This window comes from Pontibacter anaerobius (assembly GCF_026241195.1).
GTDB lineage: Bacteria > Bacteroidota > Bacteroidia > Cytophagales > Hymenobacteraceae > Pontibacter > Pontibacter anaerobius.
This window is the reverse complement of the sequence record NZ_JAPFQO010000014.1, coordinates 92,198-115,841: the sequence shown is the minus strand read 5'-3', so window position 1 is coordinate 115,841 and position 23,644 is coordinate 92,198. Positions and strand designations below refer to the sequence as shown.

26 protein-coding genes and 1 tRNA gene are annotated in these 23,644 nt (G+C 50.6%); 17 read left to right on the top strand and 10 right to left on the bottom strand.

Annotated elements, in window-relative coordinates:
- Positions 1-140 precede the first annotated feature (140 nt).
- The 6 genes from OO017_RS18840 (at position 141) to OO017_RS18815 (ending at position 3,543) form a co-directional block, all read left to right on the top strand.
- Positions 141-575, top strand: a complete 435-nt coding sequence (locus tag OO017_RS18840; RefSeq protein ID WP_266054255.1) for a hypothetical protein — start codon at positions 141-143, stop codon at positions 573-575.
- 92 nt (positions 576-667) lie between these two features.
- Positions 668-1,021 carry an immunity protein Imm33 domain-containing protein gene (locus OO017_RS18835; protein WP_266054254.1) on the top strand — a complete coding sequence of 118 codons (354 nt, stop codon included), beginning with the start codon at positions 668-670 and terminating at the stop codon, positions 1,019-1,021.
- A gap of 96 nt (positions 1,022-1,117) precedes the next feature.
- Entirely contained in the window at positions 1,118-1,666 is a 549-nt protein-coding gene (locus OO017_RS18830) for a GNAT family N-acetyltransferase (protein ID WP_266054253.1), read from the top strand.
- Between the two features lie 157 nt (positions 1,667-1,823).
- Positions 1,824-2,264: an SRPBCC family protein gene (locus OO017_RS18825; RefSeq protein ID WP_266054252.1), complete on the top strand. Its 441-nt coding sequence runs from the start codon at positions 1,824-1,826 to the stop codon at positions 2,262-2,264.
- Between the two features lie 78 nt (positions 2,265-2,342).
- Positions 2,343-2,621 carry a YciI-like protein gene (locus OO017_RS18820; protein ID WP_266054250.1) on the top strand — a complete coding sequence of 93 codons (279 nt, stop codon included), beginning with the start codon at positions 2,343-2,345 and terminating at the stop codon, positions 2,619-2,621.
- A 79-nt stretch (positions 2,622-2,700) separates the two neighbouring features.
- The gene (locus tag OO017_RS18815) at positions 2,701-3,543 is read left to right on the top strand and encodes a sulfurtransferase (protein ID WP_266054249.1); all 843 of its coding nucleotides are present in this window, start codon (positions 2,701-2,703) and stop codon (positions 3,541-3,543) included.
- A 34-nt stretch (positions 3,544-3,577) separates the two neighbouring features.
- On the opposite strand, the gene OO017_RS18810 is transcribed toward OO017_RS18815, so the two are convergent.
- Positions 3,578-3,955, bottom strand: coding sequence for a hypothetical protein (locus OO017_RS18810; protein WP_266054248.1), 378 nt, complete (start codon positions 3,953-3,955; stop codon positions 3,578-3,580).
- A gap of 268 nt (positions 3,956-4,223) precedes the next feature.
- Between OO017_RS18810 and OO017_RS18805 the strand changes: the two genes are divergently transcribed.
- The 4 genes from OO017_RS18805 to OO017_RS18790 all read left to right on the top strand — a co-directional run bounded on the left by OO017_RS18805 (position 4,224) and on the right by OO017_RS18790 (position 6,946).
- Complete coding sequence (locus tag OO017_RS18805; RefSeq protein WP_266054247.1) at positions 4,224-4,838, top strand: C40 family peptidase; 615 nt, start codon at positions 4,224-4,226, stop codon at positions 4,836-4,838.
- Between the two features lie 231 nt (positions 4,839-5,069).
- Positions 5,070-5,621, top strand: a complete 552-nt coding sequence (locus OO017_RS18800; RefSeq protein WP_266054246.1) for a YkvA family protein — start codon at positions 5,070-5,072, stop codon at positions 5,619-5,621.
- A 17-nt stretch (positions 5,622-5,638) separates the two neighbouring features.
- Positions 5,639-5,947 carry a hypothetical protein gene (locus OO017_RS18795; RefSeq protein WP_266054245.1) on the top strand — a complete coding sequence of 103 codons (309 nt, stop codon included), beginning with the start codon at positions 5,639-5,641 and terminating at the stop codon, positions 5,945-5,947.
- Positions 5,948-6,205: 258 nt separating this feature from the next.
- On the top strand, positions 6,206-6,946 hold the full coding sequence (locus OO017_RS18790) for a M48 family metallopeptidase (RefSeq protein WP_266054244.1): 741 nt from the start codon (positions 6,206-6,208) through the stop codon (positions 6,944-6,946).
- A 300-nt stretch (positions 6,947-7,246) separates the two neighbouring features.
- On the opposite strand, the gene OO017_RS18785 is transcribed toward OO017_RS18790, so the two are convergent.
- The 9 genes from OO017_RS18785 to OO017_RS18745 form a co-directional block, all read right to left on the bottom strand.
- Positions 7,247-7,369 (bottom strand): hypothetical protein, encoded by a 123-nt coding sequence (locus OO017_RS18785; RefSeq protein ID WP_266054243.1) that lies wholly within the window; start codon positions 7,367-7,369, stop codon positions 7,247-7,249.
- A gap of 683 nt (positions 7,370-8,052) precedes the next feature.
- Positions 8,053-8,304 (bottom strand): acyl carrier protein, encoded by a 252-nt coding sequence (locus OO017_RS18780; protein WP_266054242.1) that lies wholly within the window; start codon positions 8,302-8,304, stop codon positions 8,053-8,055.
- A gap of 5 nt (positions 8,305-8,309) precedes the next feature.
- Complete coding sequence (locus OO017_RS18775; RefSeq protein ID WP_266054241.1) at positions 8,310-11,723, bottom strand: efflux RND transporter permease subunit; 3,414 nt, start codon at positions 11,721-11,723, stop codon at positions 8,310-8,312.
- Positions 11,724-11,742: 19 nt separating this feature from the next.
- Positions 11,743-12,894: an efflux RND transporter periplasmic adaptor subunit gene (locus OO017_RS18770; RefSeq protein WP_266054240.1), complete on the bottom strand. Its 1,152-nt coding sequence runs from the start codon at positions 12,892-12,894 to the stop codon at positions 11,743-11,745.
- Positions 12,895-12,929: 35 nt separating this feature from the next.
- Positions 12,930-14,300, bottom strand: a complete 1,371-nt coding sequence (locus tag OO017_RS18765; RefSeq protein ID WP_266054239.1) for a TolC family protein — start codon at positions 14,298-14,300, stop codon at positions 12,930-12,932.
- 32 nt (positions 14,301-14,332) lie between these two features.
- On the bottom strand, positions 14,333-14,965 hold the full coding sequence (locus tag OO017_RS18760; RefSeq protein WP_266054238.1) for a TetR/AcrR family transcriptional regulator: 633 nt from the start codon (positions 14,963-14,965) through the stop codon (positions 14,333-14,335).
- A gap of 269 nt (positions 14,966-15,234) precedes the next feature.
- Positions 15,235-15,978, bottom strand: a complete 744-nt coding sequence (locus tag OO017_RS18755) for a LytR/AlgR family response regulator transcription factor (protein WP_266054237.1) — start codon at positions 15,976-15,978, stop codon at positions 15,235-15,237.
- A complete protein-coding gene (locus OO017_RS18750) occupies positions 15,971-16,999 on the bottom strand; it encodes a sensor histidine kinase (protein ID WP_266054236.1) in 1,029 nt (342 codons plus the stop codon). Before OO017_RS18750 ends, OO017_RS18755 begins: the two co-directional genes overlap by 8 nt.
- A gap of 12 nt (positions 17,000-17,011) precedes the next feature.
- Entirely contained in the window at positions 17,012-17,836 is an 825-nt protein-coding gene (locus OO017_RS18745) for a LiaF transmembrane domain-containing protein (RefSeq protein WP_266054235.1), read from the bottom strand.
- 1,003 nt (positions 17,837-18,839) lie between these two features.
- On the opposite strand from OO017_RS18745, the gene pheS reads away from it, so the two are divergent.
- From pheS to OO017_RS18710, 7 genes are all read left to right on the top strand, one after another.
- Positions 18,840-19,865 carry a phenylalanine--tRNA ligase subunit alpha gene (gene pheS / locus OO017_RS18740; protein WP_266054234.1) on the top strand — a complete coding sequence of 342 codons (1,026 nt, stop codon included), beginning with the start codon at positions 18,840-18,842 and terminating at the stop codon, positions 19,863-19,865.
- Between the two features lie 94 nt (positions 19,866-19,959).
- Positions 19,960-20,820, top strand: coding sequence for a 3-hydroxyacyl-CoA dehydrogenase family protein (locus OO017_RS18735; RefSeq protein WP_266054233.1), 861 nt, complete (start codon positions 19,960-19,962; stop codon positions 20,818-20,820).
- Complete coding sequence (locus tag OO017_RS18730) at positions 20,810-21,229, top strand: Rieske (2Fe-2S) protein (protein WP_266054232.1); 420 nt, start codon at positions 20,810-20,812, stop codon at positions 21,227-21,229. The genes OO017_RS18735 and OO017_RS18730 overlap by 11 nt, the downstream gene beginning before the upstream one ends.
- A gap of 133 nt (positions 21,230-21,362) precedes the next feature.
- A tRNA-Asn gene (locus tag OO017_RS18725) sits at positions 21,363-21,436 on the top strand.
- A gap of 668 nt (positions 21,437-22,104) precedes the next feature.
- The gene (locus tag OO017_RS18720; protein WP_266054231.1) at positions 22,105-22,332 is read left to right on the top strand and encodes a DUF1653 domain-containing protein; all 228 of its coding nucleotides are present in this window, start codon (positions 22,105-22,107) and stop codon (positions 22,330-22,332) included.
- The gene (locus tag OO017_RS18715) at positions 22,307-22,993 is read left to right on the top strand and encodes a DUF4062 domain-containing protein (RefSeq protein WP_266054230.1); all 687 of its coding nucleotides are present in this window, start codon (positions 22,307-22,309) and stop codon (positions 22,991-22,993) included. Before OO017_RS18720 ends, OO017_RS18715 begins: the two co-directional genes overlap by 26 nt.
- Complete coding sequence (locus tag OO017_RS18710) at positions 22,993-23,631, top strand: uracil phosphoribosyltransferase (RefSeq protein WP_266054229.1); 639 nt, start codon at positions 22,993-22,995, stop codon at positions 23,629-23,631. Before OO017_RS18715 ends, OO017_RS18710 begins: the two co-directional genes overlap by 1 nt.
- Positions 23,632-23,644: the final 13 nt, after the last annotated feature.

Below are 23,644 nucleotides of genomic sequence, written 5' to 3'. Positions count from 1 at the left end.
TCCCTTATTTTTACAACGCAGTGCCGGGGGGAAAAAGGGAAAAACAACCCCGCCCAACACACCCTAGCAGACACCCTCGCAAGCCTGACAAGCCAAAGCGTCTGCTAGACCATTTCGTTGTGAAGTATTAAAAGTATAGAATGAAAGATATAAAGTTGTTTGCTCTTTCAGAAAGTATAGCTGAAAACGAAAAGTGGATTGCTTTATTAATTCCATACTTAGAGCAAGCTGACTCAGTTGAGTTCAACACTCTATATGACCCAACTAACTTAAATCAAGAATTAGAATCTCTTAAATCTGATTTAATAGAAGAAGGGGAGAGATCTGATAAAATATATCCAAGTGGAATCTATCGCAGGTATAGATTATCAGAAAGAGTAAGAAAATTTATACTTTCAAAACCATACAAGGATTGGAGTAACTATCAGTTTGAAGACTTATCTCTGATGAAAGATGGTGCTGAAATACTTGCTACTATCACTCATGAAAACTATGTTTTTGCTCAAATGACCGAAGAAGAGAGAAAAGAATTTAACGAGAAAGGGTATGAGTTTGGTCTGCTGCAAGAAATTTAAAAATAACACTTCACAACAAGGTACAGGTATTATGTTCAGCTGACGCTTCACCCATTGCCTGTACTAGACCGTTAGGGGTAATACTAAAATCAATGAGAACAATCTTCCTCACCCTCATTATGGCACTTTTCGGATTCGGTAGCACTAAGGCACAGTCAGTACAGAAATTTAAGGAGCCCCTAAACACAGCAGTGTTTACGACCAAATTCGTGATTGAAGAAAATAAGCCAATCACATACGTTACGCATGACTCAGATGATGGGGCTTGGCAGTTCTTCAGCGACGATGAATTTGAAGATTCTGAAAGTATAGCCAAAATAGTCGGACTCGGCGAAATCATAGAGATGGATAAGTCCATACTTGAACTGGCTGATATGCCCGAAGGCTACTACGCTTACAGAGAAAGTGTAAATAGTAAATGGATAATCCAAAAACAGGAAGAGTAGCATTTGCCAACACAATGCGTGCTCAACCTTCGTTCGCTATTGCTCAGGCTCAGCATGCACGCCGTTATCTCCTCTTCTTCAAAACTTTACCAGCCCATGGAAATTAAACGCAAACCGGCATACCTAGTCCGCAATGCCTGCGCCACCGAATATGAGAGAATCGGAAAGCTGCTGGTGCGTGTTTACGCTCAGCTGGAAGGATTCCCGAAAGAGCATGAGCAGCCAGCCTATTACAACATGCTTTCCAATATAGGAGACTTAACCGCTAACCCGGGAACAGAGCTTCTGGTAGCCGCTTCCGCTGAGGGCAAAATTGCGGGAGCAGTGGTTTTCTTTAGCAACATGCAGTACTACGGCTCAGGCGGTATAGCTACCAAAGAGCAGAACGCCGCCGGCTTCAGGTTACTGGCTGTAGATTCTGCTGCAAGAGGCCAGGGCATCGGGAGACTTCTGACCGAAGCCTGCATACAAAAGGCCAGAGACGAAAAGTTGTCACAGGTAATCATCCATACTACAAGGGCCATGCTGCCAGCCTGGAAAATGTATGAAAGCCTTGGTTTTAGAAGATCCGAGGACCTGGATTTTCTGCAGGGAGATCTTCCCGTGTTTGGTTTCAGGTTGCCGCTTAGTTCCCCTGAAGTATAAGCAGCAGCGACATACATGTTAGCGCAAACATTACACGTTTTAGACCCATAGTTGGAGACCATCAACCACCTACAAGCAAAATAAAAACTGCTCCCCTGCATCATATTTAAGTATACTTTTATACTTTACCCAAACCCTTTGCAGGGCAACTTACACTATGGTAAACGTATTAACAGAAATAACAATAGATAAGCCGCTTGATGAGGTTGCAAATTATGCCGCAAATCCTGATAACGCGCCGACATGGTATGAGAATATAAAGTCAGCGGAGTGGAGGACGCCAAAGCCGCTAGCGGTTGGCTCGCAGATAGCATTTAAGGCACACTTCCTGGGGCGGGAACTTGTTTACACGTATGAGATAAAAGAATTTATCCCCGGAGAAAAGCTGGTGATGCAAACAGCAGAAGGCCCTTTCCCGATGCAAACCACTTACACATGGCAGGCGCTGCCAGCAGGACAAACGCGCATGACCTTACGTAACGCTGGGGAGCCCTCAGGATTTTCGAAACTGTTTGCCCCACTTATGGCAACCATGATGCGCAAGGCGAACAATAAAGACCTTAGAAATATTAAAAAGCTACTGGAGGGCAGAGAATAACCTTATAATTTCTGCCGCGTCCTGTTCTTTATTCACTTATACTTTCCACACTTAAAAATCATTAACCCATACATACACATGTACTACATCCTTTTCTACAAAACCACGGAAGATTATCTCGAAAAACGCGGCGCTTATCGCCCTGAGCACCTTGACCTGATCAACAAAGCCCTGGAGCGAGGCGAACTGGTAATGGCCGGTGCCCTGGCAGAGCCAGCCGACGGAGCCGTGCTGATCTTTAAGGGCGACAGCCCGCAGGCAGCCGAGGCCTTCGCCAAGAACGACCCTTATGTAAAGAACGGCCTGATACGGGAGTGGCAGGTGCGCCAGTGGACGGTAGTAGCCGGCGGCGAGTAAATTAAGTCATACACCAAACTCCGGGAGCAACGTTTTATACTTGTCCCGGAGTTTGGTTTTTAACCCTAACCCATACACTATGGAACCCATCATCAAACCACAGGAACTGGTTTCGCTCCTTCAAAAAGAAGCGCTTATACTTATAGATGCCCGCTCCGGCCCCACCGCCCGCGACAAGTATAAAACCGAGCACCTGCAGGGCGCGCAGTTCGTGGACCTGGAAAGCGATCTGGCCACTCCTCCGGCCAACGCAGCCGAAGGCGGCAGACACCCGCTCCCGGATGTTACAGCGTTTGCCGGGTTACTGGGCAGGCTTGGTATAAAGCCAAACAGCCATGTGGTGGTGTATGATGATATGAGCGGGGCCAACGCCGCTGCGCGTTTCTGGTGGATGCTGCGCGCCCTGGGGCATGAGCAGGTGCAAGTGCTGGACGGAGGCTATGAGGCCGCCAAAGAAGCCGGTGTGCCCACCAGCAGCCAAACTGAGCAGCCTACCCCACAGCCGCCGTACCCGCAGCAGGGCTGGCAACTGCCCACAACCACCGTAGAGGAAGTAGAAAAAGCCGCACAGAACCCCGACAACCTGGTGATAGACGTACGCGCCGCCGCACGCTTCCGCGGCGAGACAGAGCCCATTGATTTGGTGGCCGGCCACATTCCGGGTGCCGTAAACGTACCCTTTACTTCTAACCTAGACAGCAAAGGATTTTACCTGCCGCAGCAGGAGCTACGCACAAAGTATACGGAGGCGCTCGGCAACCGGAAGGCAGAAGATGTGATGGTGCACTGCGGCTCCGGCGTTACGGCCTGCCATACGTTGCTGGCCATGGATTACGCAGGTATGGAGATGCCGAAACTATACGTGGGCTCCTGGAGCGAGTGGTCGAGAAGTGGGCGCAAGGTTGCTACCGGCGAAAAGTAAGCTATAAAGTATAGATAGGGCGGCAAAAGCTGCTCTATTCTGTTTTCTTCGTGTCAATGGGTAGAGGGGCACCTGTGGGGGTAATAGCACTGGCAGTCTTCTGCGTTGGATTCATATGCCGGCGGTGCTTCATACCTTCCACACGGGCCTCTACTTCATACTTGTTGTTGTAGTAACCCACCCGCCACGATTCCTTCAGGTACAGCCACAGAAACCGGAAAAAACCGTGCTCCCGGAACTGCCGGATATGGCACAGCTCATGTGCAACCCACCCCTCATCCTTCAGAAAAGCATCCCGGCTAACACCGCTCAGGTGAATAGTTTTACCCAGCACCATGGCCACGTTGTTGCTTTTTAGCACCACACGTGCAATGCGGGCAAAAAAGGAACGTTCTACAACTTTAAAATCCATAGATCAACCTTAAAAATAGTACTCGCTGCGAAGCGAAGTATATCCCTTATACTTGCCTGCCGTGCCTGAAAGTTACTTTTCACCCGCAGAAGCTGCACAGCACAGCGGCTGTGGCACCATCTTAAGGTTTGGCACTTAGGCAGATGTAGTGTAATTTTGCACCGATCGGGATGCACTGGCACCCGTGGCAGCACCTGCTGCTGAAGCCAGAACCATACTTTTAAGGCAATTTTTGTCTGCTTCGGCGGCTAAGAACTTGCTACGTTCTATGAAAAAAGCAATCATACTAAGTGCCCTGGCGATCCTGTCGCTGGTGCTTTCATACTTTTACGAGGTGGCCCCGGCCAACCGGCCTGCCCCAGCGCAGGCCGGCATGATTACACCTTACGCCATCAATACGCCCGAAGACGTACTGCAGGCCATAGAATGGCAACAGCCGCTGCCAGAGGAAGAAGCCGAAGAGCTGCAAGAGGAGTACTACATCAAAAAATTGGGCCTCAGGTTCAGAAACCCCGACTACCGCGCGTTGGTAGAGGCCGCCTCTAAATGGATTGGCACCCCTTACCGCTACGGCAGCAGCAGCAAACGCGGCGCCGACTGCTCCGGCTTCGTCACCAGCCTTTACGAGGAGGTTTACGGCATCAACCTTAGCCGCAGCTCCCGCTCCATGTTTCAGGATGTGGCCCGCATTCAGAAAGACAGTGTGCGCACCGGCGACCTGGTTTTTTTCCGCCGCAGCGCCAATGGCCCGATCTTCCATGTAGGCATCTACCTTAAAAACAATAAGTTCATCCACTCAGCCACCAGCAAAGGCGTTATGGTCAGCTCCCTCTCAGAGCCATACTTCCGCAGCTACTACTTTGCAGCTGGCCGGGTAAACTAGCCTTTCTACCTCTCAGCAAGCCCCCTTCCGCAGAGCGACAGGAGTGGTTTACCTTCACAGATCACTTCGAACCTAAGCCCCCTCCACTTCGGCTTTTTGTTGGCTCAAACTATAACAATTTTATAGGGAGCAAGTATAGGAAGGTTACCGTTTGTTTAAGCAAATTGCACCCGATTTGGTGGGCTCAAGAGTCCGCCATTGCAAACACAACAAGTATAAGCACGTACAATAATGACAGATAACAAAGGACCGGAAGGCAAAAAGGTGGCCGAGAGCCCCATTTTTAAGAAGTTACTGCAGAAAGCAGAGGCCTACCTGAAGCACCCGTCAGAAGTAGCCAAATTGGTTAGCGAGACCCTGAAGAAAGCAACTGCCAAGAAAGGCGTGGGCGCCTTGGCCGGCGAAGTATGGGAGAACCTGCAACTGCTGACGCGCATGCTGAAGGCGGCCAGTTCCGGTGAGTACAAAGGTATACCTACTGCTACCCTGGTTGGCGGCGTGGCCGTATTGATCTACTTTCTGATGCCAATCGATATTATTCCGGACGTGATTCCGGTGGTGGGCCTGCTGGATGACGCCAGCCTGCTGGCCTGGTTTATGGCAAGTATAAAAACAGAGCTGGACAAGTTTAAGGAGTGGGATGCCTCGCGCCCGATAAAGGTGGAGCCTAAAACGGTGCAGCACCATAACGAGCAGCACACATCCGACATCTCCTTCGGTACGCCAAAGTATAGCGACCGTGGGGCCGGCGACATACAGACAGATACAAAAACGAACTTTTAATTTAAAACTGAATAACTATGAAAACGGATAAAAAAGATTGGGACAAGACAGCGCAGGATGCGAAAGGCGACCTGAAAACAGGCCGTATTCCGGATAAGCATACCGGAGAGCAGTACCGCAACGTAAGCGATAAGAACCGTAACGACCCCGCCCCGGTGAAAGGCGAGCCAAAGCAGGGCAAGCAGGATGAGCCAAAGGCGCACCATACCTCACAGGGCCACAGCTCGGAGGGCCACGAGGAGTCGCAGCGTTCCTCCACCACCGATAGCAGCCGCGAGCCTAAAAACCCGCGCGACGATATGCCTACCGGCGGTAACGTACGCTAAGCAATACCCATTGAACCAAGCAGCAGGGGCAGGTCATATATGGCCTGCCCCTGCTGCTTTCTTGTACTTTATATAGCTTTCCAAATTATACTCCTTCCTATAACCAATTTACCTATCCTGCCTTTATCTGGCATTATATAGTACAATATTGATACACTAATTTAGATAAAAAGCCACAAAAGCTTATCCGTCAGGCTTTTTTTAATTAAATTAATACTTATCTTTGGCCATAGGAATTTGTACTTTAACTTTTAGCCAGTGTCTTCATCATTCTTACGTCTTACATCCGTCAATCTGCATATCGACGGGATCGGAAAGGTGCTGTTTGAGCGGAGCGACAAAGCCAAACGCCTGAGTATCAGCGTGCGTCCGTTAAAAGGCGTGCGGGTGGCCGTGCCGCCGCACATCAGCTTTGAGAAAGCAGAACAGCTCATTTACACCAAGGCCGACTGGATCAAAGAGCACCAGACGCGCATGCAGCAGCAAGAGCAGCAGGTAACCGTCTATGACCACAACAGTGAGTTCAGGACGAAATACCACACCCTGCGTTTGCTTACCCATGCCCGCTACGACATGCGCTGCGTTATCCAGAGCGGCTACATCAATGTGTTTTACCCGGCTTTCAAGGAGGTTGGTGACTCGGATGTGCAGAAATTCATACGCAAGTCCATTGAGGAGGCGTACCGAAAAGAGGCCAAGCAGCACCTGCCGGAACGGGTGGCCTACTTTGCCGACAAGTTTGGGTTTGAGTACCAGAACGTGTTCATTAAGAACGCCAAAAGCCGTTGGGGTAGCTGCTCGCACACCAACAACATCAACCTGAACCTGCACCTGATGCGCCTGCCAGACGCTCTCTGCGATTATGTGATCCTGCACGAGTTGGCCCACACCGTAGAGAAAAACCATGGACCGCGCTTCTGGGCGCTGCTCGACAGTGTTTGCGGCAACGCCAGGGCGCTCGATAAGAAACTGAAAGCCTACAGAATCTCCATCTTCTAAAAATCTGCCTATTCCCCTACTTTACTAAGCCGATTTATACTTCCTGATTGAGAACAAACTGGCAACGGCTTCGGCTGCTGCTCAAAAGTATAACTGTGTCTTTCTCTTAAACTGGCACAAAAAAAGCGCTGCAGGCTTCCCTACAGCGCTTTTTACTTTTAACTCGCAGATTCCAGATTCGCGATCTTGTTTGCTTAATGATCTGGCTGTGTCCGGAGGCACTTCTAATGTCTTTTTGTCTGAATCAGGATTTGCAGGATTATTAAGAGGGCTCCTACCCCCGGGATGGACAGGATTGTTTTACACCACGCTGTTTATTTTCTGGCGCGAGTCTCCAGACTCGTGTCCTACAATTGATGTGAAGTCTGAGACTTCACTGAGGCCGGAGGCATCAGGTTGGGTTCTGCTGCCGATTAAGCTCATCCCTGCTGGAAGTTAAGAGTTCAGGGTCAAAAGTTAGGGAAAAATGAACCCACCCCTGGCCCCTCCGAGGAGGGGAATTGATCTGAAGCTCCGTCAGCGGTGGCTATTGGAAAATGATTCCAGTCTTTCCGTTGAGCGCCTTGTGAGATCCGGTGCCGCGAGAGCGGCAGCGCCCTGGCGCAGGAGGGAACACCACTCGATGCGGGAAGACGAGCCCTCCCGGGCTGGAGGGAGCCAAGGTCAGAGATGAAACAATAGATATGTAAGACTGAGGATGAACGGCAGCTAGTAAGGATAGCTTGGCTCAGGTTGCAGAAAGCAGCGGCTAGGGAAGTACAAGTACACGGATTTGGAAATCCGCGGCAGAGAGGTTCCGGACAGGGATGTCTTGAACAGCCGCTAAAGAGTAGCCACAGTATATGCTTGGCTCTCCGAGCCAGTTGAGTTACAAACTCAACACCATAAAAGGACACAAGTCTGAAGACTTGCGCCAGATGGGGGCCAGACCAGAAAAGTATAATCCTGAGGATCAACAGCAGCCGGCAAGTATACGCTGAGCAACAGCCAACAAGTACAGCTACAATGTATAACCCTCAATCAAAACCTCCTTTAATCCAGACTATAAAGCAGAAGCCCCGGAACCAAGTCCCGGGGCTTCTGCTTTATGGTATAAAACTTCTTTATCAGCTGGCTTTTTTAATAGTGTGGGTGGCCACAAAATCCACAAAGTCGCCTACGGTATCAATCGGCACCTCATCCGGGATGGTGATCTTGAAGCTCTTCTCCAGCGCCAGGATAATATCCACGACATCTACCGTATCGAACCCAAAGTCCTGCAACATTCTGTCTGTCCACAGGCGCTCAGCTTTTATCTCTTTGGTCTTGCTAATGATACGGATAACCTCCTTCTCAATAGCGGTATCTGTTATAAGCATAAGTGTTATAGTGTGTATTCTCTAACTTTTCCGTTTACGCGCTGCTCCTGCTGCTCTAGTTTCAGGGCGCCGCGTTTCTCTTTTCCTATTATTTTGTCTTTCAGTTTCTCATTCAGCAGGTACATAACCGGCACAATCAGCAGGGTAACGATTGTCGCAAAACCCAGGCCAAAAATAATGGTCCAGGCCAGCGGCCCCCAGAATGCTACACTGTCGCCGCCCAGGAAGAAGCCCGCCTTAAACTCCGTAAACAAAGTATAGAAGTTAAGGTTAAGGCCAATTGCCAGCGGAATCAGGCCAAGTATAGTAGCCGTGGCCGTCAGCAGCACCGGATTAAGGCGCGTTTTGCCGGCCTCCACAATCGCCTCTTTCAGCTCGCTGCCCTCGCTCAGCAGCATATCCGTAAACTCTACGATCAGGATACCGTTCTTCACCACGATGCCGGCCAATGCCACAATGCCCACACCGGTCATCACCACAGAGGCATCCATGCCGAAGATGGAGAAGCCCAACAGTACGCCAATAATCGAGAACAGCACCTCCGACAGGATAATGAACGGTTTTGACACCGAGTTAAACTGCGTTACCAGGATCAGGAAGATGATGCAGAAAGCCGCTACCAGCGCAATCAACAGGAAGTTGGCTGTTTCCTCCTGCTCCTCCTGCTCTCCTCCCATACTTATCTCGAAACCCTCCGGTGTATCCAGGTTCTCCAGCGCCTGCTGTATCTGCTGCACCACCTCGTTCGCGTTATAGCCATCCAGCACGTTAGACTCCAGGGTAACCACGCGCTTCAGGTTCTTGCGCTTAATGCCGCCATAGGTGTTGGAGTACTCCAGCGTAGCCACCGACGAGAGCGGAATCTGGCGGATAAGGCCGGAGTTCATGTCGCGGTACGTGATGCGCATGTCCATCAGGGCGTCGATGTTGTCGCGGTACGGCTCGGCATAGCGCACCTGAATCGGGTACTCCTCCTCGTCCAGTTTAAACTTAGAAGCCTCCGTGCCGAAAATAGCGGTACGCACCTCCTGCCCTATCTGGCCTGTGCTGATGCCCTCGCGGTTTGCACGCTCGCGGTCAATGTTCACCACTATCTCCGGCTTACTGTCTTCCAGGTCGGAGCGCAGTTCTTCTATACCGCCAATGTTCTGCTGATCCAGGTACTGCTCCACCTGCTTCGAAAGTGCGCTCAGTTCCCCAAAGTCCTCTCCGGCAATCTCAATGGAGATCGGCTTGCCCACCGGCGGACCGCCCTGTTCCTTATCCACGGTTATGTCTGCCCCCGGTATTCCCTTCACGGCTTCCCGAATTCCCGTCAGGTATTCGGTGGTTGATTTCTCTCCCGCACGGTCTTTATACTCTACAAAGGCAACGGTAACCTTCCCTTTGTGAGATTGTGCCGTAGTAGAGCGATCATTCTGGTCGCCGGCACCTATGGCCACGTTCGAGATAACGGACTCCACATCCGGATTATTTTCCCCGATCACGCCATAGATGCGTTTCTCCACCACCTTGGTAACAGAGTCTGTTACAGCCTGATCGGTACCGATCGGCATGTTGATGTAAGTATAAACGAAGTTCGGCTCGCCCTGCGGGAAGAAGGATACTTTAGGGGGCCGCAGCGCCGTGAGAACCACTGAAAAAATTAGCAGGAGAATTACCCCGGAAAACACCCCGATCGGGCGCTTGCCCACCAGCATCCAGCGCAGCAGCCGCTCGTAACCGGACATAAAGCGCGGCAGCACCCGGTTCTGAAACTTAGCGATCAGGCTGTTCAGCACAAACTTGTTCAGTAATATCAGCAGCACCAGCAGCATAACAAGGTTGGCAGTGCCGTACCAGCCGGTAATATAACCTAGCACCGCCACGGCAAGGCCTATACCTGTCAGTATCCAGAACTTCTTACTGCCGCGGGATGAGGCCTCCTCCGCATCATGCTTTTTCATGAAAGACACGGCGAAAACCGGGTTAATGATAAAGGCCACCAAAAGCGATGACATCAGGGTAACGATGAGCGTGATCGGCAGGAAGAACATGAACTTGCCCACGATACCCGGCCAGAAGGCCAGCGGCAGGAACGGGGCTACCGTGGTAAGCGTACCGGCCAGCACGGGCACGAACACCTCGCCCGCAGCCACCTTGGCCGACTTTACAATGCTGAGGTTGGTGGTATGGTAAATACGGTGCGTATTCTCGATCACCACAATGGCATCATCCACCACAATACCCAGCGCCAGCAGGAACGAGAACAGCACAATCATGTTCAGCGAGAAGCCGAAGGTCGGCATCAGGATAAAGGCCAGGAACATGGAGATTGGCACCGACAAGCCCACAAAAATGGCATTGGTGGTACCCATGAAGAACATCAGGATGATGGTTACCAGCACAAACCCGATGATGATGGTGTTGAGCAGGTCGTTCAAAGTATGGCGCGTCATCTTGGACTGGTCGCCAGTGATGGTGATGTTCAGGTCGGCGGGTAGCGTGGTGCCCTGCATTTCCCCGATCGTTTCGCGTACTTTATCGGATGCCTCTATCAGGTTCTCGCCGCTGCGCTTGATCACGTTGAGTGTAATTACCGGCTCATTGCCCAGGCGCGCATAGCTCTCCTGCTCCTCAAAGCCTTCTTTCACCTCCGCAATATCGCCCAGTTTTATGTTGGCGCCGCCCAGTGATTTCAGCACAATATCATTGATTTTGTCTGGGTCGGTATACTGCCCTACCACGCGCACCGAGCGCTTGGCCTCGCCTACGGTTACGTTGCCACCTGATACGGTCATGTTCTCGCGGGCAATAGCTGTGGAGATGTCGTTGAACGTAACCTGTGCCGCCTGCATTTTGTATAGGTCCACGTTTACCTGTACTTCCTTATCCAGGGCACCCACCATGTCCACGCGGGTAATCTCCGGAAAAGACTCAAAGCGGTCCTGCAGCTCCTCCGAGTATTCTTTCAGTTGGTCGAGGCTATAGTTGCCCGACACGTTCACGTACATGATCGGGAACTCCGAGAAGTTGACCTCCTGCACATCCGGCTCCCTTGTCAGGTCAGTAGGCAGGTCGGTGCGGGCCTTGTCCACGGCATCTTTCACCTGCTGTTTGGCATCCGCCACCTCTACATCCGTATTGAACTCCACCACGATCATCGAGAAATCCTGCATAGAGTTGGAGGTCACCTCTTTCACGCCGGAAATGGCTTTTATCTCTTTCTCAATCGGGCGCGTCACCAAATTCTCCATATCTGAGGGCGAGGTGCCCTGGTAAATGGTGCTCACGAACATCGTCGGGATAACGATATCGGGGAAGTTCTCTTTCTGCAGGTTGACGTAGGAAAAGATACCCGCCAGCGTAATGATGATGGTGATGATATAGATACTGGTCTTATTATCGATCGACCAACTGGTTGGCTTAAACTGTTTCATAGTTTTATACTTTAGAGTATTACTTCTGCGTGAGGCTGCTCTCTGCAAACACCACCGGCTGCCCCTCGTTCACGCTCTGGTAGCCCGCCGTAATCACTTTGTCTTCCGCAGACAGGCCGCTTAGCACCTCCACATTACCGCCATAGTTCATGCCTGTCTCTATCTCCTGGCGCGTAGCCACGTACGCGTTGCCCTTCTTCCGGGCCACATACACATAACTTGATTTCTCGTCTTTCTGCACCAGGTTCACCGGCAGCGTTACCACACCCTCGTTCTTATAGTCCTGGATGCGCACCACGGCCACCATGTTAGGGCGCAGCGTAATATCTTTGCCGTTTTTCAGGCGCAGTTCCACGGTAAAGGTGCGGCTTGTGGGGTCTATAAAGCTGCTCACCACCTCCACGGTTGTCTGCACCTCTTTTTTCAGGTCAGGGAAGTATACCACCGCCTGGTCGCCCTTACCAATCTTGGCCTGGTAGGCTTCTGATACCTCGGCCACGATTTTGCCATCCTGCAGGTTCACTACCCGAATAATGCCTACGCCCGGTGCCACGGCCTCGCCGGCGTTCGGCACCACCTCATCTACCACACCAGTTATAGGCGCCTTGATGTTGTACTGGTCGCGCTGCTGTTGCAGGGTTGCCAGGCTGCGCTCCAGGGCCTCCATGTTGTTTTTGGCGGTGAGGTACTGCATCTCGGTGCCTATCTTCTGGTCCCAGAGGTTCTGCTGCTTCTCGTAGGCGATGCGCGCCAGGTCGAGCCGGGTTTTTACTTCGGCGATATTCTGCTCCAGCACCTGGGCATCAATGGTTGCCATGGTCTGCCCCTTCGACACACGGTCTCCGCGCTCCACGCGCACGCTGGTAAGCACACCCGGCACCTTGGCGCTCACCATCACGTTCTGCGTAAAGTCCACGCGGCCCTGCACCTCCAGGTAATGGCGGAAGGTATCCTGCGCGATGGTGGTTACGGATACCGGCACGGTCTTCTGCTTTGCCGCCACCGTCTGGCCCTCGGTTTTCAGCTCCGCCTCCAGTTCTGCGATCTGCTCCTGCAGTTGCGCCTGCTGCTCCTTCAGGTCTTCCAGTTGCGCTTGTTTATCGTTTTCGCCGCCGCAGGAGGCGAGGGTAAGTATAAATGCGAAAGCTACTATGGCTATGATTCGGTTCATGTCTTGGTGTAGATAGGTTGGTTTTTTCAATCGTTTTATTCAGCAAGTAGTGTTCCGGTGGCCTTCTCCAGGTTTACCTTCGCGATCAGGGCATCGTACATGGCGGCATAGTAATTGGTCTGGGCCTCGCGCAGGTCGGTTTCGGCGGTCACCACCTCCAGGTTAGAGCCCACGCCCTCCTGAAACTTGATCTTGGCCACCCGGGCGATATCCTCGGCCAACGCCAGGTTCTCCTCTTGCGCATCCAGTACATCCAGGGCATTGGTAAGCTCAACAGAAGCCTGCTCCAGCTCCAGGTCTATACTTTGGCGCAGCGTCTCAAAGCCCAGCTTGGTGTTCTCCAGCGTTATCTTGCTCTGCTGTATCTGGTAGTGCTTGCGCAACCCGTCGAAGATCGGCACACGCAGCTGCACCCCTGCATAGCCGTACTCCAGGTAATTGCTGGTGGTGGTAATACCCTTAAACTCGTTGCTGGCGGCGTTGTAGCCGTAACGGGCGTTTAAGTACAGCTTAGGCAGGTAACCTGATTTGATGTTGCGCAGGTCCAGCTCGGCCAGGTTCTGCTGCGTCTCCAGCAGGGAGTACTCGATGCGATTGCCATAGTCGAAGTTCTGCGGGTGCAGCTGGCTCATGTCTATGTCCACCTCTTCCAACCTGTCGGTTAGCAGCACAGGCTGCTTTTGCGGCAGGCCCATCTGGAACTTAAGCAGGTTCTCGCTGAGCTGCAGCAGGCGCTGGGTTTTCTGCTGCTCCACCTTCAGGTTGTTCAGCTGCACGCGCAGGCGGTCCACATCCAGCTTCTCGGCCACACCGTTATCAAACATCACCTGCGTCTGAAACAGCAGTGTATCCAGCCGCACAATATTCTGCTCCAGCAACTCCATGCGCTCGCCGCTCACCAATACGCTATAGTAGGCTTTGCTTACCTGCTCGGCCACCTCTATCTCGCTCTGCGTAGTCGTTTTGCGCGACAGCTCGGTATAGGTCTTGGCAGCCTTCAACCCGATCAGGTAGGAGCCGTCGAAAAGCAACTGGCTGGCTCCAATGTTAATGTTGCTGGTATAGGCCGGTGTAAACGTGATCGGCACGAAAGTACCCGGCTGCGGCGAGTTAGGGTCGTCCGGGTCGTTAAGGAAATCTCCGGGCAGGAAGCTCTGCTGCTGTATAAAGTTATCGCCTGCATCCAGTGTGGCATCTATCTGCGGCAGGCCCATAGCGCGTATCTCGCCTACCCTGGCTTTGGCGCTACGCTCCTCGTTCCGGGTGGCCTGCAGGCTGGCGCGGTTCTGCAGCGCATACTTTATACTTTCCTCCAGGCTCAAACGCATGGGCTCCTGCTGCCCCTGCGCAAAGCTGGCACCACACAGCACAAGTATGGCTAATAGCAGGCTGATCTGTTTTTTCATACTTTATTTTATTAGGTAGTAGTGGGTAGTGATTATTCTTCTTCGGTAACTTGCTTGTACTCATTTATCAGCTTATGCCCTTTTAGGGTAGCCATGCCCAGCATGTAGTGCTCCAGCACCGCCAACTGCACATGCTTAATGTTGTACTGGTGCGGCGGGTATACTTCCGCGTTAAAAGGCAGCTCGATCAGGGCTAGTCGCATACGGGCCATCACCTCCACGTCCAGGTCCTTGCGAAACAGGCCTTCCTGCATCCCCCGCTCAATGTTCTGCTTCACTATGCCCAGCATAAAGCTGTTCTTGTGCTTCATCCACAGGTCCCAGCTGTCGCGGTGGTACTTCTGCAGGTCATGGAAAACGGAAGGGTGAATGATGGAGAAGACCTTTTTGGTCAGCTGCATGATCTGAAAAAGCTCATCGATGGCGTTATCGGCCTTATTGATGAAGCACTCGCAGTCGTTTTGTATAGTGTGCAGGTAGGCTGTAGTGGAGTCGTACACCACCTGGTCTTTGTTCTTAAACCACTTGTAAAGCGTTTTCTTCGACATGGCCAGGTGCTGGGCAATATCGTCCATAGACACGCTTTTGATGCCTCGCTGGCAGAACATGCCAAATGCGCCCTGCAGTATCTTCTTCTGAATGTCGGTTATTTCTGCTGTCTCCATATCTAAAATTAGGGCAAAACTATGGAAACATTTTTCATTTCTAAAGTTTCCAGCTTTGTTTTTAGTTAACACCCCACTGCCTTAAATGTTCGCTTCTACTTATATTACAAACACTTACACTGGCTATGAATACAGCAACAGCCAGTAGAATTAGATAAACAGCAATGTTATATAGACAAACACCTGCGCCATACAGAGCAAAGGCAAGCCATGTTTTACCCGTAGGGAAGCAGACAGCAGGGCAGGTTTATATTGTTAAATTTTCGTTATCAGATGCCTAGCACGCTGCGAAGCCTGCTGTAGCCGCTCCGGCTCAGGGGTATACGCACACCGCTTTTCAGCAGGGCCACGTGACTATCTTTCTCCAGGGGTTCTATGCGGGTGAGTTGGGTGAGGGGAATAATGTAAGAGCGGTGCACGCGCACGAATTGCTTCGGGTCCAGCACGCACTCGTAGTAGCTCATGGTTTTCTTTTTCAGGAAGAGGCCCTCGGCGGTGTGCACCTTCACGTAATCGTCGTAGGCTTCCAGGTACAAAACGTCTTTCACCGGGATGATGCGGATGTCGTTGGCGGCTTTTACCACGATGCGCAGCTGCTCCTCAGGCTGTTTGGCGGGTACTTCGCTCAGGTTTTCCGCGTTGGCTCCGGGTGCGTTTATACTTCGTTTCTCCATCCATTTCTTTACGGCGGCATCAAAGCGCTCCTGGCTGAAAGGTTTGAGCAGGTAATCCACGGCGTTGGCCTCAAAGGCCTTCAGGGCATACTCGTCAAAAGCGGTGGTAAAGATGACGCCCGGCGCCTGCTCCACCAGCTCCAGCATCTCGAATCCGTTTATCTTGGGCATCTGTATGTCCAGGAAGATCAGGTCGGGCTGGTGCTGCTGTATGGCTTTCACGCCCTCAAACCCATCACCACACTCCTGCACCACCTTTATCTCGGGGTGCTGCTGCAGGTACTCCACCACAATGCTGCGGGCCAGGGGCTCATCGTCTATAACTAAACACTTAATCATTTTTCTGCGGGATTTTAATGCTGGTGATAAACTGGTTTTCCTCCTGCCGCGTCTGCAGCAGGTCTTGCCGGGCGTAGAGCAAGTATAGGCGGCGCTGCACAGAACTGAGGCCGAAGCCGGTGCCGTGCTGCGGGCGGGCGGTGGCAGGGTCGTACGGGTTTTGCACCTGCAGCAGCAGGTGGTGGTCATGGGCGGTGGCTTTTATACGTATCACGGTATCACCCGTGGTGTCGTAAAGGCCGAATTTGATGGCGTTCTCCACCACGGGCTGCAGCAGCAGGGCGGGCAGGCGCATGTTCATCGTTTCATTTTGTACTTCAATGGCAGTCTGCAGGCGGTGTCCGAAGCGCACTTTCTCTATCTCTAAGTATAAACCGAGGTGCTGCAGTTCGTCGGAGAGGTTCACCTGCTGCTGGTTGTCTTTGCGCAGGGTGCCGCGCAGAAAATCGGAGAGCTGCTGTATCATGTTGCGCGCCTGCTCCGGCCTGGCTACCACCAGCGCCGATATGGAGTTGAGACTGTTGAATAAAAAGTGCGGCTGCAACTGCTGACGCAAGGTATGAAGCTCGGCTTCGCGGGCCAGTTTCTCGGCGGCGGCCTTTCGCTGCTCGTCCTGCTGCCTTTCTAAAGTATAAAACCAGAACCAACTCAGCAACAACAGCAGCAGCACCATCAGCCAGGTAAACACAAAGCGCACAGCCAGGGTGGCCTCCACAAAATCGAGGTATACCACATCGTCTTTAAACGCCCTGGTTGTGGCCCAGTAAAAAACAACCGTGCTGAGCGCCGCTAGCCCCATGCTCCACCCCAACAGGTAAGCCGCCTCTTTTATACTTGGCTGGTAGTAGCGCAGGCCGGTGCCCATGGCATAGCCTCCGGCCGTTATCAACAGGTTGGTGAGCAGCGCATCGGTAGCGGCCACCTGTAGGCTAAAGCCCACCGACCACAGCAGCACCGTTTGCACCGCTGCCCACAGCAGCGCCCACACAAGGTATGCAAGTATAACCCGGCTCGGAGACATGCGCTTTTATACTTAGTAGCTCTTGATGTTGAGGCCTCCGAAGAGGGTGGTGCCTTTCAGAATGAGTACTTTGTTTGGGTCATAGCCGTCAGGCAACATAGGGCGCTTATCCTCCACGCCCCCAAGTATGGCCACCATCTCCGACTTTACCTGCCAGTGCGGCGGGATGATGAGCGTGGTGCCGCCAAATATCTGCGTTGCCTCCAAAATAACGGGGTGCTGGATGTCGGCCTGGCTCAGGTTTAGTTCGGTGCCGCCAAACACGCTCACTACCTCACCGCCCAGAAAGTTTTTAGAGATGATGTTCTTTTTGATGCCGCCAAGTATAGCAGTGGCGTCCACGATGTCTTCTGTGGAGTAATACGCACCTGCGTTTTTGTCAGTGCCTGACGCGGCGCCTTGGCTGTATGCATGATGTCCTGAATCCGCCCCGGCACCGGGTCCAGCTCGTTCAAAGCGCCGCTCATAACGGTTACGCGGCTTCAGCATCACCCACAGGCCAATGCCGATTAGCAGGATGGGCCAGAAGTAAATGCGCAGGTTGAAGCCGGCCACCAAATCGTTCACCAGAAACACAGAGCCGATAAGTACCAGCACCAGCCACCCTGACTTACGGAAATTGTGGCGAAAACCGATAAAAAGGCCTATCACGATCAGGAGCATCTGCCACGAGAAAACCCAGTAAGGCAGAAAAAAGATGTGTAGTTTGGAGGCAAGTATAACTACGCCTACCGCAATCAGCAGCAGGCCTGCCATTACTTTGCCACTGGAGCCAGAGCGAGGGCTTTGCCAATTGTCGCCGTAGTTGTTGTCCGGGGTTTGGTTTCTATTTTCCATAGTTGCTTTTGATTTAGTTTATAGACCAAATGTACTGTAAACAGGCCTGCGCGTCTACAGGCAATAGGCCGGGCTGGCAGAGAAGTAGGTAAGCTGTGGGTTTGCGTCGGTAAACTACGAAGTATATTGTATTTGTGCAATTTACCGATTGTCTGGTGGAATCAGGTTTCTATATTTTATACTTTCGTAGCCGTTGCTCCCGCTGTTTCCTCTGACCCCCATCTGGCACAAGTCTTCAGACTTGTGTCCTTTTATGGAGTTGTGTTTGTAACTCAACTGTAGCCATCCTTTATACTTTGGCTATCCTCTTATACCTGCCATTCCCGCTGTTCCGGACATCCCTGTCCGGAACCTCTCTGCCGCGGATTTCCTAATCCGCGCAATCCGTACTTTATACTTCCCATAGCTGCTGCTTCCTTTAGCTTGATACAAGCTATCCTTTCTAGCGGCTGTTTATCCGCAGTCTTACGAGCTCAAAGTTTCACCTCTGGCTTTGGCTCTCTCCAGCCCGGGAGGGCTCGTCCTCGGGCATCGCGCTGTGTTCCCTCCTGCGCCAGGGCGCTGCCCTTCGGGCACCGGATCTCACAAGGCGCTCAACCCAAGGACTGGGAACAGTTTTCGATAGCCACTGCTCACGGAGCTTGAACCAGGTCCCCCTTTGAAGGGGGTTGGGGGATGACAATCGTCTGCCGAAAACTCCCTCTCCTGTTTTGGGGTAGGGGCCCTCGAGAAAAGGAGAGGGCTGGGGAGAGGTATAATTCCCCTCCTCGGAGGGGCTAGGGGTGGGTTCATACTTCAACCGATATTAAAGCGGCATAAGCAGACGCTTACCTCAGAAATGTAGTAAAGAGGCCCGGGCCTGCAACAAAACCCTGTTTACCCAAAACATTCCTGAAAACCCTCATTCCAGTAATTTCTTCCATACCCTCCCCTCCTATTTGCGTACCAACTCAGAATTACCTAAATAGAGTGAAAACACGCCAAATTATTATCTTTGCGTATTATGGTGGAGAACATACAACAAGTAGCACAAGAGATAGAGGCGGCACCGCTTACCAACGCCGCCGAGCTGGAGCAATTTCGCATCGCTTATATTGGCCGCAAGGGCCGCATTGCCGATCTTTTTAATAACCTGAAGGAGGTAGCCCCGGAGCAGCGCCGCGAGGTGGGCCAGCAACTGAATACGCTGAAGAACCGCGCCCAGGAGCGTTTCGACCAGGCGCAGGAGCAACTGGCCAGCGCCGCCGACACAGCCGGAGACACTGGTTTCGACTTTACCCTGCCAACTATACCGAACACACTGGGCACACGCCACCCGCTCTCACTGGTGCGCCAGGAGATCGTGCGCATTTTTGAGCGCATCGGCTTTAACGTGGCTGAGGGCCCGGAAATGGAGGATGACTGGCACAACTTCTCTGCCCTGAATTTTCCGGAGAACCACCCGGCCCGCGAGATGCAGGACACCTTCTTCCTGAGCGAGGACAAGGAAAAACTGCTCCGCACCCATACTTCCACGGTACAGGTGCGCCTGATGGAGAACAACCAACCGCCGCTGCGCAGCATCATGCCGGGCCGCGTGTACCGCAACGAGGCCATCTCGGCGCGTGCGCACATGGTGTTCCACCAGGTAGAGGGCCTGTACGTGAACAAAGGCGTAAGCTTCAAAGACCTGAAGGAAACCCTGTATTACTTCGCCAAGGAGATGTTCGGCCAGGACACGCAGATCCGTTTCCGCCCGTCGTTCTTCCCCTTCACCGAGCCAAGCGCCGAGATCGATATTACCTGCTTTATCTGCAAAGGCGAGGGCTGTAACATCTGCAAAGGCACCGGCTGGGTAGAGATCGGCGGTTCCGGCATGGTAGACCCTGCCGTGCTCCAAAGCTCTGGCATCGACCCTGAGGTATACTCCGGCTTCGCCTTCGGTATGGGTATTGAGCGTATTACCATGCTGAAATACCAGATAAAGGACCTGCGCCTCTTCACCGAGAACGACGTGCGCTTCCTGCGCCAGTTTGAGGGCGTGATTTAATTTTGAGCAAAGAAATGAATAGGAGAGTGAATGTTTTGCCGTACTAGTATCGCAGAGCATTCACTCTCCTTTTTTATAAGTAACAGTCAAAACTATGAAGTTAGCGGACATCAAGACCATAGGCGTGGTAGGAGCCGGAACCATGGGCCAGGGCATTGCCCAGATCTGTGCGCAGGCCGGGTATAAAACCATACTCTTCGACATCAACGAGCAGGTGCTCGAGACGGCGCAGCAAACCACTGTGCAAAACCTGGACAAAGGCATTGAGCGGGGCAAACTGACCGAAGCCGGGAAAGAAGCCGCACTCGCCAACCTGAGCTATACCGGCGAAACGCTTCAACTGAGCTGCGACGTGATTATCGAAGCCGTGGTGGAGCGGCTGGAGGTGAAGCAGAGCATTTTTCAGGAGCTGGCCGACATCAACACACCCGATACCATACTTGCCTCTAACACATCCTCTATCCCAATCACACAGATTGCCGCCAAGGTGCCAAACCCGGAGCGTGTGGTGGGCATGCACTTCTTTAACCCGGCGCACATTATGAAGCTGGTAGAGGTAATCTCCGGTGCTGCCACCTCTCCGGAGACAGCCCAAACGATAAAAGAGCTGGCTGAGAAGCTGGGCAAGACCGCCGTGATGGCCAAGGACTCACCAGGCTTTATCGTGAACCGCGTGGCGCGCCATTTCTACGTGGAAGGGCTGAAACTGCTGGAGGAGGGGGTCGCTGACGTAGAAACCATCGACAAGCTGATGCAGGCCAGCGGCTTTAAGATGGGCCCTTTTGAACTCATGGATCTGATCGGTGTTGATACTAATTATTCCGTAACCACCTCCATGTTCGAGGCATTCCATTATGACCCCAAATTCAGGCCGAGCCGCATACAGCAGCAGAAAGTGGACGCCGGACACCACGGCCGCAAGTCGGGCAAAGGCTTTTATACTTATGAGGAGTAGGTTTCTGTTGCTGCTGCCCCTGCTGGTTATACTTGCCGGCTCGTGCAAAGACAGCAACAATAGCCCGATTATACCTACCGTGCCTGTAAGCGCGCAGCTCAACGTGAACAGCCAGCTCTACCCGGACCTGCGCCAGGACGGGGGCTACGCCTACCTGCCGGAAGGCTACAAAGGCATCATTGTGGTGCGGCAGAACGCTGGCAGTTACCTTGCCTTTGAGCGCACCTGCACCTACGACCCAGGCAACGACTGCAAGCTGGAAGTAGACCCGTCGCGGTTATACATTACCGACCCGTGCTGCGGCTCGCAGTTCAACCTGCAGGGCCAAGTGATCGGCGGGCCGGCTATTTCTGCCCTACGCCAGTACAGAACATCGCTTGTAGCCTCTACGCTCTACATTTCTAACTAATTTTTTAGAATTGATTTACAGCAGCTTAAACTATTTTACAAGATTTTTTTAGGCCTGCACTTGCGTATTAAGCTTTACTGCCGTAATATTGCATCATCAAACGGCTGGAAACAGCCACTTGATATGTCGAGATTCCTCCTTAGCTCAGTCGGTTAGAGCACCTGACTGTTAATCAGGGGGTCCCTGGTTCGAGCCCAGGAGGGGGAGCCTAAGAATGAAGGACTTACGAGAAATCGTAAGTCCTTTTTCTTTTTGGTTTAAACATGGTTTAAACTTTCCTACATGTTATAGCGGCTAGAGCTTTTATACCATACCCATAAGAGGAAGCCTAAATTGCTGTCTAATCGTCTCCAAACACGCTGTCATAAAACATTGAATCTTCATCAAAAGCTTCTATTAAAATAAACAGCTCCGACCATCCTACTGATAAAAGTCTCTACAAAGCCTAGTATCCTGGCTTAATGTGCTCAGATGTTGTTTTTCGTTACAGCAGTATTGGAATTAGTTCAGTCAACTACAACTTGCAGTATTAAATATATAATTGTATAATAGTATTCCTTATACCATACTTTATTGCGGAGAATTCTTAGGCAGGCAGTTCGGTTTGAAAAATCTTTTTTTAACAGGATCTTTCATCCTTCTGTTTTTGTGGGTAATGTTGATAGGAAGTAATGCCAAGAGGCGTCATTAGCTAATTTAATATCATACCTGACCTACCTCCTACTTAGATTCAAATGGTTGTACAGCACCTTAGACAACAATACTCTTTAACATTATCATAACATGATTAATTAATAGGACTTTTATAGCCGGGCTATACCAGAATTGATAAAAGCTTCTATTTATTTCAATTCTACTACTTTTTAAGCTTAATCATGAAACTAGGAATTTACAAACACTTCAAAGGAGACTATTATAAAATAATCTCCTTTGCCTTACATAGCGAAACAGAAGAAGTATTTGCGGTTTATCATAAGTTAGATAATCCGGATAAGCTATGGATTAGGCCTTTATCAATGTTCAATAATGTATTAGAGCATAATAATGAAAAAATTGAAAGGTTTAAATTTATAACAAATGAACAAAATAAAAATATTGGTTAGCTCGACCGTTAAAGATCTAGTTGATGAACGCAATGCGATAGCTGAAGAACTAAGAAAGATTCCTTTTGTAGAACTAGTTGGGGCATACCCCTTTAATTATACATCAACTTCTAGCAACTCATACAACCACACTACAGAGTTAGCAAAGTCATGTGACTTATACATACTTGTGTTAGGCAACAGATTTGGCTGGGTAACAGAAAGTGGCAAATCAGCTACGGAAATAGAATTTGACCAAGCTTATAAGCAAGACCCAACTAAAATACTAGTCTTTCAGAAGGAGCTTGATGAACAGAATGATAAGAGCCAAAATGAGTTTATTAGTAAAGTAACAGATTATTATTCCGGCTTCTGGAGAACAACTTTTAGCAGCATTGATCGACTAAGGGAATTAGTGAATGATTCATTTTATAACTGGTTAATAGAAAAATCTAGTATTGGTAAGGAACTAACATACATTGATCATTTTATAAGGTTAGCGAATAAACTTAAACCAGAACCTAATTCCCAGTTAATTTATCGTATTACTCCAACGGATGTCGAATTAGAATATACTTATTTTGGAGAGACAGTAATAACACATATTACCAGAAAAAGTATTTATGAAAACTTCTGGGGTCAAGTAAGTAAGCTCCAAACTAAACTTCAAAACTTAAGCTAATGAATCTCAAGATACTCGATGTTGATGCCACTGATAAGTTTCACCTAACTAATGTAAGAAATAAGGATACCTCTAGAGACCAACTAGTAGAAAGTCTAACAATAGTTGGTCAAAGCATTGGTAGAAATATATTCAACAGTTACTTTACCCAAGAAGCCAATGTGACCACTCCAATGTCCCAATCTTATAAGGGCATATTGAACATAGAGAAATCAATTGTAATCATTAGCACAGATGCTGATTATAATAATTATGCTCAAGGTATAGCAAGCAATTTTAGAAACTGTTATCGAGGTTATATTGATTACGCTGGAAAAAGAGGCAAAGACGCCCTTAGAGAAGAGTTTAGAACTTTACACCTCCCAGAAATAAACAAGCCATACATAGATGTACTAGTAGTTGCGAAGACAGTTTTAGCTACTGGTTGTACAGCAATCTCAATCACACAAAATGCAATTCAGAAATATAAGCCAAGGACTGTTATTATCGCATCCGTATTCTATACTCAAGTCGGAATAGAAGAATTAGTTAATGAGTTTCCTCATTACAATTTTCTTCTGATTGAAGAAGATGAATTAAATGACGATGGTATGCTTCTTCCAGGCGTTGGCAACTTAGACAAGAGATTAACAGCTTAGCTACTTAAAATTA